This is a genomic window from Nitrospirota bacterium, assembly GCA_016214855.1.
In the GTDB taxonomy this organism is placed as follows: domain Bacteria; phylum Nitrospirota; class Thermodesulfovibrionia; order Thermodesulfovibrionales; family UBA6898; genus UBA6898.
On the sequence record JACRMT010000009.1, the window covers coordinates 1 to 14,837 of the forward strand.

Genomic DNA, 14,837 nt, shown 5'->3' on the forward strand with positions numbered 1-14,837 from the left:
ACGTCATACGTTGCTCTTGACTGCTTCTCTGTCTCGGTGATACCCTTCTTCATGGTGGTGGCTCCTTCCTTTGTTGTTTGGTCGCAACTTGAAAGGATACACCGCCTTCTATCTATTTACACACTTTTTGATTGTATCTCACACAGATGAAAGAGATATATAAACGAGTAAATCGTTTTCCTTCGCGATTTATGACGGAGTTGGCAGTTGCTTATCAAGACTGTTGGAATGTTGGAAATATTAAGTCTTGGCTTGATCGTTTTGATCAATTGACAGATGCTCTCGATTGGGGAGACAGCACATACCGCCAAGTAGAAGATCACATATTTGAATTGAAGGTAATCAATCATTTATTCAAAGCATTCCCTGGTTGCAAAATAATCTATGAGCCCAAAGGAACAAACAAAAATGGTAAGGACTGTGATTTAGAAATTATGTATAAGGGACAACGATATCTCGTAGAAATTAAGTCATTTCACCCTGAGTGGAAAAAAGCAAAAACGGAAATACCAACAGAATATATTGCAGAAAACAATACAGTGATTATGGACGGCGCATCTTATCACACATTTCAAGCAACACGAGGACATGTCATTGACGTAACCCATCATACAGAGCAAAAACTAGAGAATTACGAAGGAGCTTATATTTCTGTTCTTGCAGTGCCAGACGGATTTCATCTAAACATTGAAGACCTTCGTGATTTTGTGTTCATTTATAGAAACGGTTATCCTCGGGTTGACGATCCCTTGGGACCAATGACAATACATAATATAAAAGACCCTTTTAAGGGAACTATCAATCAATTTTGGGCATTTCCTTTTCCTCAAGAGAGTTTCGCGTTGGACAATGGCAAAGAGGTTACAGTTGTTGCACCATTAATACATAATGATGAGAAACTGGAATTATGATCTTCCCCCGATTTCATGGACACAGAGTTTAGCCTAAGGGGACACATCCCATTTTCTTTCGAAGTCTTTCAGAATTACCCATAGGTAGACCACATATTGAACTCTGAAGGTCCAGAAAATGGGATGTGTCCCCGATATTTCCTGAAATATTTGACATGTCCTGTCCGGATTTAATTTTATTCTTACTGCTTGTAATTTTTACCAGTATATACTATCTGTTTATTGTTGCCAGCCCCTTCGATTTTGATATAGCCATCAACTTCTAATACCTTGATTGAAGCATTAATACTACCGGAACTTTCGCTCCTACAGCCCAATTCGCTCACGCAAGCTTTCTGCATATCACTCCTGCTTATCCTTCCCACATTGGCTATATACATCAGCACTCTTGCGACAAGAGAGCTCGGATTCTTTAATTGACGCCTATAATTCTCTATGTATGGTGGTTCATCTGCAGTAGGAGGCCTATTGGTAGTAATTTCAGTAATTTGCAATTCAGACGCGACAATACGCTTCTTCGCCGGTCGTTCAAAATAAATGCTTTTCAGAATCTCATCGGAGCGACCCGCCTTATCTTTTAGAAGAGCTTCTCTCCTAGAGCTAAGCTCTTGAATCTGTTTTCTGATATTTTCTATTCCATCGTTAAGCTCAAAAATCTTGCTCTCTATTTGCTTGCCTTCCTTATTAATTGCATCATCAACTTGCGCGACTGCTCTTCTTGCATCTTCTATTTCGCGTTCTCTATCTTGAATATATTTTTCAACCAAATGATTTTTCAAATTGTCTTTTAATAGTATTTTTTCTATTCTCTCAACAAGTTCTGGATTGCCTAAATCCTTTCTTCTGATGGCGTAAATCAGCGTATCTGAAAAATTGGGAGTTCTCCAAAACGGAGAATAAAACTGAATTTCTTCTCCGTTCATCAGAACTGCCAGTATCGGTCTCTTTTCATCACAATACCGCTTTAATTGATGAATAAAATCATCCAGATTTTTGCTGTAACCTTTAACCTCAACCAGGATACAATGCTTTGCAATGCTATCAATGAATATGTCAAGTCTATTGCCTTGCGATGCGTGTTCAAAATCAATTTCCTGGTTATAGCCAAAACATTCCAGAAAAGGAATAACAAATTTGTATTTAACATTGTTTTCCTGCTCACCAATGTCATCCTTGATTTTAATGGCTAAAGCAGCCAATTTATCTTGATAGTATTTTTCCATAATTTATTATTTAGCTATTCCCACGCTAAATTATAATGATTTTCCGGTGAAATTGCTGGTGGGTCAATATTCAATGCCATGCCAATTAACAAAATAACCTCGATAGTCTTTTCTTAACTTCAATAATCTTATCAATCCAGTTCATACTCAATACCTTCAACTATGAACCTGCGCCTTTTCTCATATTCTGCTAAAAACTTATCTTTATTGAAATCTGCAAAGTCTCTCTCAAGCAATGTTGCCATGCGGTCTATTGGAATACTTTTTTTCTCACCTCCAGCGAATGACCCCGGATGTCAATAGTGGACACCAAAGCATTCATGCGGCCAACTGACCAGCATAGAATTTATGTTCATATACAGCAGGGGATAGATATCCAAGTCTTGCCTGTCGGCGCTGCCTGTTGTAGAAGACCTCGATATATTCCGTAATATCCTGTATTGCCTCTGCCCTCGTGCTGTATCTCCGATGATGGACAAGCTCCTGCTTGAGCGTTCCCCAAAAGCTCTCCATCGGTGCATTATCATAGCAGTTGCCTTTTCTGCTCATTGAGGCTGTCATGCCGAATTGCTTAAGCAGTTTCCTATAGGCGGGACAGCAGTACTGACTTCCCCGGTCTGAGTGATGTATCAGACCCTTTGCCGGCCGCTTAGCTGCTACAGCACGAAACAGCGATTGCATAACCAACGCCTTTGTGATTCGGGAAAAAGATCAGCGCTGATCAGTTCATTCTTCACAAGTCCGAAATGCATGTAACCTAAAGGATAGCCTCAATCCCTTTGCGGTGTATCACATTCAGCAGCGCAAGCGCCGCACCTGTGGGTCGCTTTGCGCCGCGCTCCAATTGCGACACATAGCCAACCGTTACGTTGAGATAACGGGCAAAAACCGCCTGGCTCATATGCGCGTGTTCGCGCATCATGCGAATTTCTTCAGCTGTCAACGGCTCAAGTTCGGCTTTATCCTTTGCGCCGAGGTGGCGCAGGGTGATTTTTTCGTAAGCCGCCTTTCCCAAAATACCGGCGTCCTTCATATCCTTGGCCGTTTCAAGCAACGCTTGTGTCAAACGGCTGGCTTTATCTTTTCTTGTCTTCATAGCTGACCTCCTTTAAAAGACCCTCTTTAATTGCATGTTCAAGACGCTCTTTTTTCGCCTCAAGCCACGCCGCCCCGATCTCGCGCAGCGTTTCCAGGTCATCCGCCCCGATGTTGTCCTGTTCGCTTTTCGCAAAGCCGTAAAGAAACACGGCCCGGTTGCCGGAGCGATAGGCAATGAGCAGCCGGAAGCCCCCTGAACGGCCCTCTCCAGTTCGCGCCACCCGTTGTTTGATGATCCCGCCGCCTAAATCAGCGTCCACAAGCCCACGCTCCGTGCGCACAATAGCCTCGCGCAAGCTCTGCTCGTCGAGCCGTTCGCGCCTTGCATAACGTACAAACCATTTTGTTTCGAAAAGTCGCACAGCATCTCCTGACACTATAAACTATAGCACTATGAATTATATTTATCAATGTAAAAATAGGACATAAAATGGGATGTGTCCCTATTTTAAAAACAATTGCATATTGAACAATTGGGGACACATCCCATTTTATCAGCCCTTGGCATTCTTTCTTTGTCTTCCTATGGGCAATGCAACAAACTTTCTTGCGCACAGCTTCTCTTCGATTACGTATAGTTATTTCGTAACAGGGCAAGCATATTTTAGGCTGCTTATGCAAACATCAAACGCTCCCCTTTTGGATCAGGGATGGGATCTCCAAATTCTTTTGCTGTTGCAATCCATGACTGAATTGCCTCGCCGGCATTCTTCAGAGCTTTATCAGGGGTCGGACCATGTGCCATACATCCCGGCAGTTCAGGCACTTCTGCAACAAAAACCTCATCATGCTTACTCCAATAAATGATGATCTCATACTTGAATTTCATAACGTGCCTCCCAGTCCATTAGGTCTGTCAGGAACGCCTCTCCCATGACGGCGGCTTTATGAGATGCCCTACTGCCTCAGGTATCCGGTCAGGGCCTTCTTGATCAGATCAAAATCGTTGAGGTTGTTTTTGAGGATGTTATACACCTCGGAGTTGTCCACCTTCCAGTAGAGATGAACGATAAGATTCCTGAACTTGGCCATCTTTTCAAGCCTGATTATGAAGTCAGCATCAAGGGACAGCCTGGCGCCGATTATCCTCAACACATCAGCATATTCTTCCGGCTTTCCCAGTCTTTCCTGGGCGATGACATGATTGCAGAGGTCAATAAGGGCTTCCACTGCCACAATCAGGTTGTATTTGGCTGCGTCATAGAAATTGGAATCGGCAAGGAATTTGTCTTGTGAAAGGCCTGACAGGGAGCGGAGCTTTGCAACGGCCTGCTCCATTTCTGCAATGAGCCGCGTTACCACTTCTGTATTAATCGGCGTCATCTAAGCACCAGCAACCATCTGCTGATAATAAAACTGCGCGTGGGGCTTAAAATCGAAATAGAGACTCCTTGTCATAGCCTCAAACGATACCCTCGCTTTTTCGTCCTTTGTATAAATAAGATCCCCATGCGTGATAACCGAAAATCTGAATGAGAGGGGTGCATTGTTTAATATCCTGCAGTCAATCGGATATTGCTTTACCTCTCTTTCAAGTCTGACCGCGAGGCCAAGCTGATAGTCAAGGCTGTCATCTTTTGTTATGGCTGTTTCGTTAACATAGACCGCAACATCAATGTCATTAAAACCGTCCTCACCGCAAAAGGAACCGTAAACATATGCGAACAGAATAGCCTCTTCCTTACCAAAAAAGGCTGCAATGTTGTTTGTTACAGTCGCTCTCTCCTCCGGGTTTAATGAATGCCTCTTGAATGCCTGCATGATTGTTTGAAGAATACCAAAAAAACAGGGCTGCAGCAAGAAATTTCGATGGCCAGGGATAGCTGGAGACAAATCTCATTTTGTCATTCTTAGGCTTTCTTTGCCTCCAGTGCGTCGATTACAGGAATTATCTTATAATATGATTTCATGGAAGCAATTAAAACATACGATGTGATCGTTATCGGTGCAGGGCATGCTGGGTGTGAGGCTGCTTTGGCGTCTGCACGCATGGGACTTAGGACCTGCATCTTTACGATGAACCTCGATACTATTGGACAGATGTCCTGCAATCCGGCGATCGGCGGGCTTGCAAAGGGCCATCTTGTTAGAGAGATCGATGTTTTGGGCGGCGAGATGGCAAGGGTGACTGACAGGGCCGGCATTCAATTCAGGATGCTGAACAAATCAAAGGGACCGGCAGTCTGGTCCTTGAGAGCTCAGGCCGACAGGGTCCTGTACAGGCTCAGGATGCGGAGAGTGCTTGAAGAGCAGGAGAAACTTGACATCAAGCAGGCGACCATTGAGGAAATTCTTGCTGATGATAATAAGGTCTATGGCGTGAGAACATCCCTCGGAATTGTCTATGGTGCAGCATGCATCGTTGTTACTGCCGGAACGTTCCTCAAGGGCCTGATGCATATAGGCCACGACAGCTTTGAGGCGGGAAGAGCGGGAGAATTCCCTTCTGTCGGACTTTCAAATAGTCTCGCGCACCTCGGACTAAAACTCGGCAGACTGAAAACAGGCACCCCTGCGCGACTGGATGCCAAATCCATCGATTTCGCAAAAACAGAAGCACAGTATGGCGACGACCCGCCATTGCCGTTTTCCCATAGCACTGAAAAGATTGAAAACCCGCAGCTGCCCTGTTACATAACTTATACAAACAGGGAAACTCATGCCATTATCAGTGAGAACCTTCAGCGTTCCGCCATGTACAGCGGAAAGATAACCGGCATTGGTCCGCGCTATTGTCCCTCTATCGAGGACAAGATCGTCAGGTTCGCTCATAAAGAACGGCATCAGGTCTTCCTCGAACCTGAGGGTCTCGAGACAACGGAGTATTATGCAAATGGCGTTTCGACCAGTCTTCCCTATGATGTTCAGGTCGCTTTTCTGAGGACTATATCGGGACTCGAAGAGGTTGAGATCATGCGGCCTGCCTATGCCATTGAATATGATTTTGTATTCCCCACACAGCTGAAGCATTCGCTTGAGACAAAGATCGTTGAAGGTTTGTTCCTTGCCGGTCAGATCAACGGCACATCCGGATATGAGGAAGCTGCTGCCCAGGGGCTTATTGCCGGCATCAATGCTGCCCTGAAAATTCAGGGGCGAGAATCCCTTATCCTTGGACGTCATGAGGCATATATCGGCGTGCTTATCGATGACCTTGTCACAAAAGGGACTCAGGAGCCATACCGCATGTTCACCTCCCGTGCTGAATACCGTCTTCTTTTGCGGCATGACAATGCAGACCTCAGGCTTATGGAAAGGGGCCATGCCATAGGGTTGCTTGACAGTGACCTGTATGGCCGGTTCGTAGATAAGAAGACCAAGATTGAAGACGAAATATCCAGACTCAGAACCGTCAGGATTAAACCATCTGTTATCAACCGCACACTGAATGCCCTCGGGACATCCGTGATCAGCGAAGACATTACGCTTGACCAGCTTCTCAAGCGGCCTGAAGTTTCTTATGCCGCAATAAAAGAGCTTGCCCCCTCGTCCGCTTTGCTGAATGATGACATTGAACAACAGGTCGAAATTCAGACCAAGTATGAAGGCTACATCAGGCGGCAAATGGAAGCAGCGGAAAAGCTTCTGGGAATAGAGAACAAAAAAATTCCTGCTGATCTTGATTACCGCTCATTGCCAGGGATATCAAGAGAGATCCTCTGCAAACTTGAAGAGATCAGGCCTGAAAGCCTCGGGCAGGCAGGCAGGATACAGGGCATGACGCCGGCTGCACTTTCTATCCTCATGGTTGCCGTTGAAAAACAGCGGCGCTTGAAGACCACCCAATAATTTATCTCCTGGTCTCTTTGTGATGGCAATCAAGATGGCAAGAATCTTGAGAATATCACGGGGTGAGGCTTCAGCGGATAAAAGATCATAACTCCCCCTTCCCCCTCTTACCTCAAGAGGGGGTTAATTCCTCCCCTGAAGATAAGGGGAGGTGAGGAGGGGTTATGATTCTTCCCTCGTCGCGGAAAGGTTACTATCGCATGCTACATAGAAAGATACTTGACACAACTCGACTAAGCTTATATTATATGAAAGTAAGGAGATAAAATGGCCCACAATGTGAAAGATTATTACGCAACGCTCGGAGTGGACAAGAAAGCCTCTCAGGATGAGATCAAGAAATCATTCCGGAAACTGGCACGCAAATACCATCCTGATCTCAATCCCAAGGACAAGACTGCTGAGCATAAGTTCAAGGAGCTCAGTGAGGCATATGAGGTGCTGGGAGACGAGAAGAAAAGAGCTGATTATGACCAGTTCGGGAAAACGCCGTTTGAGGGCGGAGGGCCGGGATTCGATTACCGGACATACACCTCTGGTGATCACTTTGATTTTGGCGGTTTTGGAGACATCTTTTCAGATCTTTTCAGTAACGGCGGAGGGCATCATGAGCCTGACATGAAAGGGCCTGACCTTGTCATGGGGCTTGAGCTTTCGATGGAGGAAGCCTTCTCTGGCGTCACAAAACCTATAACGTTCAACAGGGAAATCGTCTGCAAGGAATGCAATGGTACAGGTGCAGAAACGTTTCAGCAGTGCGAACACTGCAAGGGCGCCGGCAAAGTAAGTGCATCAAAAGGATTCTTCAAAATGGCCCAGCCCTGCACACCATGCGGCGGAACCGGCAGAAAGACCACAAAGCAGTGCCGGCACTGTTCCGGAAGAGGGAAGATGCTGCACACAGAATCGATCAAGGTAAAGATCCCTGCCGGAGCAGACACGGGTTCGCGCGTAAGACTTAAAGGCATGGGTGCAGCCGGACACGGGAGTGGTGAATATGGAGATCTGCAGATCGAGATCACCGTCAGACCACATCCGTTCTTTACCAGAAAGGAAGCTGATATCTATCTCGACCTGCCGGTTACCTTTGGAGAAGCAGCTCTCGGAGCCAAGATAGAGATACCGACCATGGAAGGCGGGACCTTGATGACCCTGCCTTCGGGAGCACAGAGCGGCCAAAAGTTCAAGCTCTCGGGCAAAGGCTTTCCCTCTTCAAAAACAGGCAGAAAAGGCGATCAGTTCGTGACGATAAAAGTCGCTGTGCCCAAGGATCTTAGTGAACAGGAGAAGGCTGCAATTCAGGATGTAGAGGCACTTTACAAGGAATCACCAAGAAAAGGAATGGTGAGGAAATGAAGAGGCGAGACAAGGATGAGCCGGTATATCTGATAAGCATAGTATCGAAGCTTCTGAATGTGCATCCTCAGACGCTGCGCCTCTATGAGAGAGAGGGATTCATACAGCCCAGCAGGGCAAAGAAGCAGCGGATATACTCGGAGAGTGATATTGAGAGGCTCAACCTCATTCTGCAGTTGACCAGGGAACTCGGTGTAAACAGGGCCGGCGTTGACATTATTCTCAGGATGAGGCATCGCATGGAAGTGCTCCAGCAGGAGATGGAAGAGATGATGGGCCATCTTGAAGACGAGACCAGGAAAGATGTTAGAGATAAATTACGCAGGGCGTTGCGAAAAGAGTAAGGAGAACGATCATGGATAATTTTACCATTAAGAGCCAGGAAGCAGTGCAGAATGCACAGAGACTTGCAGAGAGAAAGGGACACCAGCAGATTGATGTCGAGCACCTTCTGTGGTCTCTGCTCGATGATGAAGGGGGCGTTGCCCTGGAAATCCTCAGGAAGGTTGGCGTAAACGCAGCGCTCCTGAAGAAGGATGTTGAGACAGCCTTAGACCGTATGCCGAAGGTGATTAGCGCAACACCTGTCGGACAGATCTACATAACGCCGAAATTGAAAGAAGTATTTGAGGCAGCAAAAAAAGAGGCGGAGAGGCTGAAGGACGAGTATGTCAGCGTAGAGCTTCTGCTGATAGCTGTACTTTCGGTCAGCTGTCCTTCCTCGGACATTCTCAAAAAATACGGTCTGGATCCCGCAAAACTCCTGTCTGCACTGCAGGAGATCCGAGGAACCCAGCGCGTAACGGATCAGAATCCCGAAGAAAAATACCAGGCACTGAAGAAGTTCAGCAAGGATCTTACCGAACTCGCATCAAAGGGCAAGCTTGATCCGGTAATCGGCCGTGATGAAGAGATCAGGCGGGTCGTCCAGGTCCTTTCGAGAAGGACGAAAAATAACCCTGTGTTGATCGGTGACCCGGGAGTAGGAAAGACCGCTATGGCTGAAGGTCTGGCACAGAGGATTGTTGCCGGTGATGTGCCCGAAACGCTGAAGGACAAGAAAGTTGTTGCCCTTGATATGGGAGCCCTTATTGCCGGGGCAAAGTTCAGAGGCGAGTTTGAGGACAGACTAAAGGCTGTGATCAGGGAGATCGAGGAAGCAGAGGGCAGGATCATTCTTTTCATTGACGAGCTTCACACCCTGGTAGGTGCAGGGGCCGCAGAGGGCTCTATTGACGCCTCCAACATGCTCAAGCCGGCATTGGCAAGAGGAGAACTCCGCTGCGTCGGCGCAACTACCCTAGGAGAATACCGGAAATATATAGAAAAGGACCCGGCGCTGCAGAGACGGTTTCAGCCTGTTCTCATTAAAGAGCCGTCTGTTGAGGATACCATCTCCATACTGAGGGGGCTGAAAGGTAAATATGAAGTCCATCATGGCGTAAAAATAAAGGACTCGGCGCTGATCTCAGCTGCAGTGCTATCTCACCGGTACATTACCGACAGATTTCTGCCGGACAAGGCAATCGACCTGATCGATGAGGCGGCATCAAAGCTCAGGATGGAGATCGACAGCATGCCTGTAGAGCTCGACGAAATCGAGCGCAGGATACGGCAGCTCGAGATCGAAAAACAGGCCGTGATGAGAGACGACGGCAAAGAATCAAAGGAAAAGCTCGAAAAGCTACAGAAGGGAATGTCAGTGCTCGAACTCCAGAGGGGAGAACTCAGGGCTCAGTGGCTGAGCGAAAAAGAGGTTATCTTCAAGATCCGCAATCTGAAAGAACAGATAGAAATGACGAAAAGCGAATCTGAAAAGGCAGAGCGGGAAGGAGACCTGGCAAAGGCAGCAGAACTGAGATATGGGAAACTCCTTGAACTTCAAAAGTCCCTCGAAGCTGAAAATGCCAGGCTCCTTGACGCTCAGCAGCAGAGAAAGATGCTCAAGGAGGAGGTCGATGAGGAGGATATAGCAGAGGTTGTTTCAAAATGGACGAATATCCCCGTGACAAAGATGCTTGAGGGCGAGATAAAGAAGCTGCTCCATATGGATGACCGCCTCAGATTGCGTGTTGTCGGACAGGACGAAGCGATCGAGGCCGTATCAAATGCGGTCAGAAGGGCGCGTGCAGGCATCCAGGATCCGAACCGGCCGATCGGGTCGTTCATATTCCTTGGACCGACCGGAGTCGGCAAGACCGAACTTGCAAAGGCCCTGGCCGAATTCCTTTTTGATGACGAAAACGCGATGATCAGAATCGACATGTCTGAGTATCAGGAGCGCCATACCGTCTCAAGGCTTATTGGAGCGCCACCCGGCTATGTAGGGTATGAAGAAGGCGGACAGCTGACAGAAGCGGTCAGAAGAAGGCCATACTCTGTTGTGCTTTTTGACGAAGTTGAAAAAGCGCATCCAGAGGTATTTAATCTTCTTCTTCAGCTTCTTGATGACGGCAGGCTCACGGATAGTCATGGCAAAACTGTGGACTTCAGAAATACTGTGGTCATTATGACATCCAACCTTGGAAGCGCGCACATTCAGGACATGCTCACAGAGAGGGAGAAAAACCCTTCTGCATACTGGATAGATAATTCAGGGCAGGAATTTAAAGATAAGATTATGCAGGATCTTAAGGCATTTTTCAGGCCCGAGTTCCTGAATCGCGTCGATGAGATCGTTATCTTCAATCCGCTCACAAAGAAGCTGCTCTCCCGGATCGTCGATATCCAGATTGAGCGGATGAAAAAGTACATCAAGGAAAAGAACATTGAGCTAAGGCTGACTGAAAGGGCAAAGGAATATTTTGCAGAGATAGGGTTTGATCCCATCTATGGAGCGAGGCCGCTCAAGCGAGTGCTTCAGAAGATGATCCTGAACGAGCTGGCAAAGAATATTCTTGACGGTTCCTTTCATGCTGGAGACACCGTTGATGTGGATGTCGAAAATGGACAGATAACTTTCAGCAAAACGGTCGCGGCTGATATTACATCATAAACAGCAGACGGCGGCTTACAGGGATGGACGGGACAGGCAGGGGAAAACTACCCTGCCTGTCCCGTCTGGCTGCTCCTTCCGGAGGATACAGACATGAGATCCTTTTTCCTGTTCAGCCAGTAATTTCTTTTCTTTTTATCGAAACGTTCTATGGCATGATGCCGAAGAAGATATCGCCCTCGCCGTACTGACCCTTGCCTGTTTTAAAAAAACCGGCAAGTATTTTGGCTTTTTCAGGATCGGCCAGATTCAGGAGACCTGCCTTCAGGTGCTGCAAGGGCTTCATCGGGGAATTAAGGAAGTTCTTTGTGAAGTTCTGTGCCAAACCGGGCGTTCAGTTCCCTGACAGCGAGAATAAATTGTTTTTTACCCTCATAGGTGTCGAGGTCAACGCCGCTCTTCAGCATCTCTTCCTTCAGGGCATCGATTGCCCTGAGATAGAGATCATCAGGAGCAAGGTAATCCTGGATCAGCTGTGCTTTTTCCTGCTCATTCTTGACATATATTTCTATTCCTGACATAGTGGCTCCTGTTTACTATGTTTGTATTGTCTTCTAAAAACATATTCTTTTGCAACTCATCGGCAACCGTCGGACTGAAATACGAGATTATGCTTGACAGTTTTTGTGTTTCCGGTTATGTTTTTAGTTGAAGAATAACTTTAAAAAAGGAGAGGTATTGTGCTGAATAAAAAACTTATACTATTATTTGAAATTGTCCTATTGAGCATAACTTCCTTTGCTCTTGCTCAAGAGCAGGAGATAAAGGAGTACAAAGTGCAGCAGGGCGACACACTTTGGGATATATCCCAAAAGGAACTGATTGACCCTTTCCTATGGCCAAAGGTCTGGAAAGAAAATCCTGACATTCCCAATCCTGACAGGATCATGCCTGGACAGATAATAAAGATCCCTCTTTATCTGTTACGGAAAGAGGCCCAGAAGGAAGAACCCGTCATGGCGCCGATCGTTGAAGCTGAGCCGCCAAAGGCTGCTCCTGCGCCGATTCCTGTTCCTGCTCCGCCGGCACCCAAGCCTCTTGTCAATGCTAATCTCTATATCTCAAGCGGCGAGATTGCAGGCACGGTAAACGAACAGGGGAAGGTCATCGGCTCGCCGTCGGGGAAGATTCTTTTAGGAGACCATGATATGGTCTTCGTGACAACAAAAGCGCCTCATAATCCTGGTGACCGTTTTTATACCCTAAGAAAAGGTCCGATCGTCAGGCATCCTGTTACCAATAATATACTGGGCTATCTTGTTGAAATTACCGGCATTGCAGAAATAAAAAAGTCCGAATATGACGGACAAACACCTGCCCAGATTATAGAAAGCTATTCTGATGTAAATATTGGAGATATACTTGTCGCCTACCAGAAGGAAGCCCCGCCGGTTGTCTCTGAAGTGGAGTGCAGAACACCTAAGGTTAGTGGGTACGTTGTTGAGGCTCGGCAGCGTCGCGTTAATAACGGCCAGTTTGACATAGTCTATCTGGATAAGGGGAAAAAGGATGATATTAAAGTCGGTGATCTGCTAAAAACTGCCAATAAGGGGAAGTTTACCGTCACTAATGGGCTTATACAGGTAATCAAGGTGCAGGACTCTACTTCTGTGGCAATCGTCAGACAAAGCACGGATGCCATCTCAAGGGGAAACCTGATAACAGAGGCAGAAAAGAAGGGGAAGTTCTCCTTCTGCAGCAATCGTTAGACAAAGCACGGATACTGTAACAAAGAAGCAACTGATAACAGAAGCGGAATAGACTGTTAAGCGGATGTAAGAACTTTAAGTGCCCTGAGACGGCTTGGATGTTTAAGCTTTCTCAGGGCTTTTGCTTCTATCTGCCTCACCCGTTCACGAGTGATCGACAGATGTCTGCCGACCTCTTCAAGAGTATGGTCCCTGTCCACGCCGATACCGAATCTCATTCTGATCACCTTCTCTTCTTTTGGTGTCAGGGTCTTCAGGATCATAAGGATCTGGTCAGAAATCTCGTTTCTTTCTGCATCAGAATAGGGTGACGGACTATTTTTATCGCCGATAAAGTCTTCCAGTTCAGTGTCTTCATCGCCAACTGGTGTCTGAAGCGCTATCGGATCCTGTATCGCACGGAAGACCTCTTCTACTTTTCTGGTAGATACGCCTAACTTCTTCGCAATCTCTTCATTGCTCGGTTCTCTTCCCAATGCCTGAGTCAACTCTCTCGAAGCCTTGGTAACACGATTATAGAACTCCATCATATGGACAGGCACACGGATTGTTTTTGTCTGATCGATAAGGGCACGCGTAATGGCCTGACGTATCCACCATGTCGCATAGGTCGAAAACTTGAATCCCTTCTCATACTTGAACTTGTCAACCGCCTTCATCAGGCCGATATTGCCTTCCTGAATAAGGTCCAGAAGCGGGAGTCCACGACCGACATAGTTCTTTGCGATATTTACGACCAGACGAAGATTGCGCGTAATAAGCTCATTTTTTGCCTCCATCACGAGCGCTCTGGCCCTGCTGACCCTGTCCCATTTTTCCTTCAGTTCATCTATTTTGAGCCCTATTTCCACTTCAACTTTTTTATATTTAGCCTGTATTTCTTTTGCCAGTTCATTAAGCTTCAGGGGATTGATGTCTTTTTTCTTCTTATCATTTATAAGCTTCTTCAGGTCTCTGAGATTCCCATGCCTTCCGATCTTTCTGTCGGAAGATTCGATCTCTCTCATGCGCTCATCGAGCATTTTCAGGCTCCTGATCAATGCCTCATCAGGCTTCTCTTCCTCTTCGCCTTCTTCAACTTCCTGCTCCTCTACCTCTTCTTCCTCGCCAAGCTGCTCCCGCTCCAGTGCAATCTGTTCTTCAACGTTTTTGTACAGCGGCATTGCCACAACGATATCACGGATGATATTCCTTCCCTCTTCCAGGCGCTTGGCAAGTTCGGTCTCCTCATCCTTCGTGAGGATAGAAATATCTCCCATGGAATGGAAGTAAGCCTGAACAAGGTCTTCAGTTTTTTCGTATTCGACCGGCTCCTCTTCGAGTTCCTCCTCGATAGCCGCTTCATCTTCTACGGAATCTGTGACCTTTACCCCCATGTCCTGCAGGAGATCCATAAGGTCTTCTATTTCATCAGGGGAGAAGTATTCAGACGGAAGCGCCTCATTGATCTGATCGTACGTCAGCACGCCCCGGCGCTTGCCAACATCAATGATCTCTTCAAATATATCGCGTTCCTTCATCTGTCACCTTTTTCTGAGGATAAGAAAAGGGGCTCTATCGGCCCCCTTGTATTTATGTGTTTTAATCTTACTACGTTTTTTTCTTTTGGCAAGAAGTTTTTTGACAACAGGAGGGAAGAGAAATAAGGGTCAAGCCACACGGTCAATTAGTACTGGTCAGCTGAACATATTACTACGCTTACACCTCCAGCCTATCGAAGTGGTAGTCTACCACCGACCTTTAGGGGGCATACACC

General features: G+C 46.7%; 14 protein-coding genes, 1 rRNA gene and 2 pseudogenes. 6 read left to right on the forward strand and 11 right to left on the reverse strand.

All coding sequences use genetic code 11. The annotated features are described in order from the left end of the window. The first annotated feature begins 146 nt into the window (after positions 1-146). Positions 147-911, forward strand: coding sequence for a hypothetical protein (locus HZB62_09110; GenBank protein ID MBI5075304.1), 765 nt, complete (start codon positions 147-149; stop codon positions 909-911). Between the two features lie 182 nt (positions 912-1,093). On the opposite strand, the gene HZB62_09115 is transcribed toward HZB62_09110, so the two are convergent. The 7 genes and pseudogenes from HZB62_09115 to HZB62_09145 form a co-directional block, all read right to left on the reverse strand. Beyond that, complete coding sequence (locus tag HZB62_09115; protein ID MBI5075305.1) at positions 1,094-2,134, reverse strand: hypothetical protein; 1,041 nt, start codon at positions 2,132-2,134, stop codon at positions 1,094-1,096. Between the two features lie 318 nt (positions 2,135-2,452). Beyond that, positions 2,453-2,836: pseudogene (locus tag HZB62_09120) on the reverse strand (IS3 family transposase). Between the two features lie 55 nt (positions 2,837-2,891). Continuing rightward, positions 2,892-3,230, reverse strand: a complete 339-nt coding sequence (locus HZB62_09125) for a helix-turn-helix domain-containing protein (GenBank protein MBI5075306.1) — start codon at positions 3,228-3,230, stop codon at positions 2,892-2,894. Continuing rightward, complete coding sequence (locus HZB62_09130) at positions 3,211-3,594, reverse strand: type II toxin-antitoxin system RelE/ParE family toxin (GenBank protein ID MBI5075307.1); 384 nt, start codon at positions 3,592-3,594, stop codon at positions 3,211-3,213. Before HZB62_09130 ends, HZB62_09125 begins: the two co-directional genes overlap by 20 nt. A 251-nt stretch (positions 3,595-3,845) precedes the next feature. Continuing rightward, the gene (locus HZB62_09135) at positions 3,846-4,061 is read right to left on the reverse strand and encodes a type II toxin-antitoxin system HicB family antitoxin (GenBank protein MBI5075308.1); all 216 of its coding nucleotides are present in this window, start codon (positions 4,059-4,061) and stop codon (positions 3,846-3,848) included. A gap of 68 nt (positions 4,062-4,129) precedes the next feature. Further along, on the reverse strand, positions 4,130-4,555 hold the full coding sequence (locus HZB62_09140) for a DUF86 domain-containing protein (GenBank protein MBI5075309.1): 426 nt from the start codon (positions 4,553-4,555) through the stop codon (positions 4,130-4,132). Next, complete coding sequence (locus HZB62_09145) at positions 4,556-4,993, reverse strand: nucleotidyltransferase domain-containing protein (GenBank protein MBI5075310.1); 438 nt, start codon at positions 4,991-4,993, stop codon at positions 4,556-4,558. 147 nt (positions 4,994-5,140) lie between these two features. Between HZB62_09145 and mnmG the strand changes: the two genes are divergently transcribed. From mnmG to clpB, 4 genes are all read left to right on the forward strand, one after another. Continuing rightward, the gene (mnmG, locus tag HZB62_09150) at positions 5,141-7,021 is read left to right on the forward strand and encodes a tRNA uridine-5-carboxymethylaminomethyl(34) synthesis enzyme MnmG (protein MBI5075311.1); all 1,881 of its coding nucleotides are present in this window, start codon (positions 5,141-5,143) and stop codon (positions 7,019-7,021) included. Between the two features lie 267 nt (positions 7,022-7,288). Beyond that, on the forward strand, positions 7,289-8,377 hold the full coding sequence (gene dnaJ, locus HZB62_09155; protein MBI5075312.1) for a molecular chaperone DnaJ: 1,089 nt from the start codon (positions 7,289-7,291) through the stop codon (positions 8,375-8,377). Beyond that, positions 8,374-8,721 carry a MerR family transcriptional regulator gene (locus tag HZB62_09160; protein ID MBI5075313.1) on the forward strand — a complete coding sequence of 116 codons (348 nt, stop codon included), beginning with the start codon at positions 8,374-8,376 and terminating at the stop codon, positions 8,719-8,721. Before dnaJ ends, HZB62_09160 begins: the two co-directional genes overlap by 4 nt. 11 nt (positions 8,722-8,732) lie before the next feature. Further along, entirely contained in the window at positions 8,733-11,372 is a 2,640-nt protein-coding gene (gene clpB, locus HZB62_09165; GenBank protein MBI5075314.1) for an ATP-dependent chaperone ClpB, read from the forward strand. Positions 11,373-11,529: 157 nt separating this feature from the next. On the opposite strand, the pseudogene HZB62_09170 reads toward clpB, so the two are convergent. Both HZB62_09170 and HZB62_09175 read right to left on the reverse strand, forming a co-directional pair. Further along, positions 11,530-11,658: pseudogene (locus tag HZB62_09170) on the reverse strand (DNA alkylation repair protein). Positions 11,659-11,665: 7 nt separating this feature from the next. After that, positions 11,666-11,893 (reverse strand): hypothetical protein, encoded by a 228-nt coding sequence (locus HZB62_09175; protein ID MBI5075315.1) that lies wholly within the window; start codon positions 11,891-11,893, stop codon positions 11,666-11,668. 159 nt (positions 11,894-12,052) lie between these two features. Here HZB62_09175 and HZB62_09180 point away from each other — a divergent pair, with 159 nt between their 5' ends. Further along, complete coding sequence (locus tag HZB62_09180; GenBank protein MBI5075316.1) at positions 12,053-13,081, forward strand: LysM peptidoglycan-binding domain-containing protein; 1,029 nt, start codon at positions 12,053-12,055, stop codon at positions 13,079-13,081. A gap of 56 nt (positions 13,082-13,137) precedes the next feature. Here HZB62_09180 and HZB62_09185 read toward each other — a convergent pair whose 3' ends face one another. Further along, positions 13,138-14,601, reverse strand: coding sequence for a sigma-70 family RNA polymerase sigma factor (locus HZB62_09185; GenBank protein MBI5075317.1), 1,464 nt, complete (start codon positions 14,599-14,601; stop codon positions 13,138-13,140). A gap of 125 nt (positions 14,602-14,726) precedes the next feature. Beyond that, positions 14,727-14,837, reverse strand: a 23S ribosomal RNA gene (locus HZB62_09190); the annotation flags it as partial.

Bases quoted from the DNA above. Each gene is read 5' to 3' on its own strand.
- HZB62_09185 (MBI5075317.1), bottom strand. From the start codon at position 14,601: ATGAAGGAACGCGATATATTTGAAGAGATCATTGATGTTGGCAAGCGC.
- dnaJ (MBI5075312.1), top strand. From the start codon at position 7,289: ATGGCCCACAATGTGAAAGATTATTACGCAACGCTCGGAGTGGACAAG.
- HZB62_09160 (MBI5075313.1), top strand. From the start codon at position 8,374: ATGAAGAGGCGAGACAAGGATGAGCCGGTATATCTGATAAGCATAGTA.
- HZB62_09145 (MBI5075310.1), bottom strand. From the start codon at position 4,993: ATGCAGGCATTCAAGAGGCATTCATTAAACCCGGAGGAGAGAGCGACT.
- mnmG (MBI5075311.1), top strand. From the start codon at position 5,141: ATGGAAGCAATTAAAACATACGATGTGATCGTTATCGGTGCAGGGCAT.
- HZB62_09135 (MBI5075308.1), bottom strand. From the start codon at position 4,061: ATGAAATTCAAGTATGAGATCATCATTTATTGGAGTAAGCATGATGAG.
- HZB62_09115 (MBI5075305.1), bottom strand. From the start codon at position 2,134: ATGGAAAAATACTATCAAGATAAATTGGCTGCTTTAGCCATTAAAATC.
- HZB62_09110 (MBI5075304.1), top strand. From the start codon at position 147: ATGAAAGAGATATATAAACGAGTAAATCGTTTTCCTTCGCGATTTATG.
- HZB62_09125 (MBI5075306.1), bottom strand. From the start codon at position 3,230: ATGAAGACAAGAAAAGATAAAGCCAGCCGTTTGACACAAGCGTTGCTT.
- HZB62_09175 (MBI5075315.1), bottom strand. From the start codon at position 11,893: ATGTCAGGAATAGAAATATATGTCAAGAATGAGCAGGAAAAAGCACAG.
- clpB (MBI5075314.1), top strand. From the start codon at position 8,733: ATGGATAATTTTACCATTAAGAGCCAGGAAGCAGTGCAGAATGCACAG.
- HZB62_09140 (MBI5075309.1), bottom strand. From the start codon at position 4,555: ATGACGCCGATTAATACAGAAGTGGTAACGCGGCTCATTGCAGAAATG.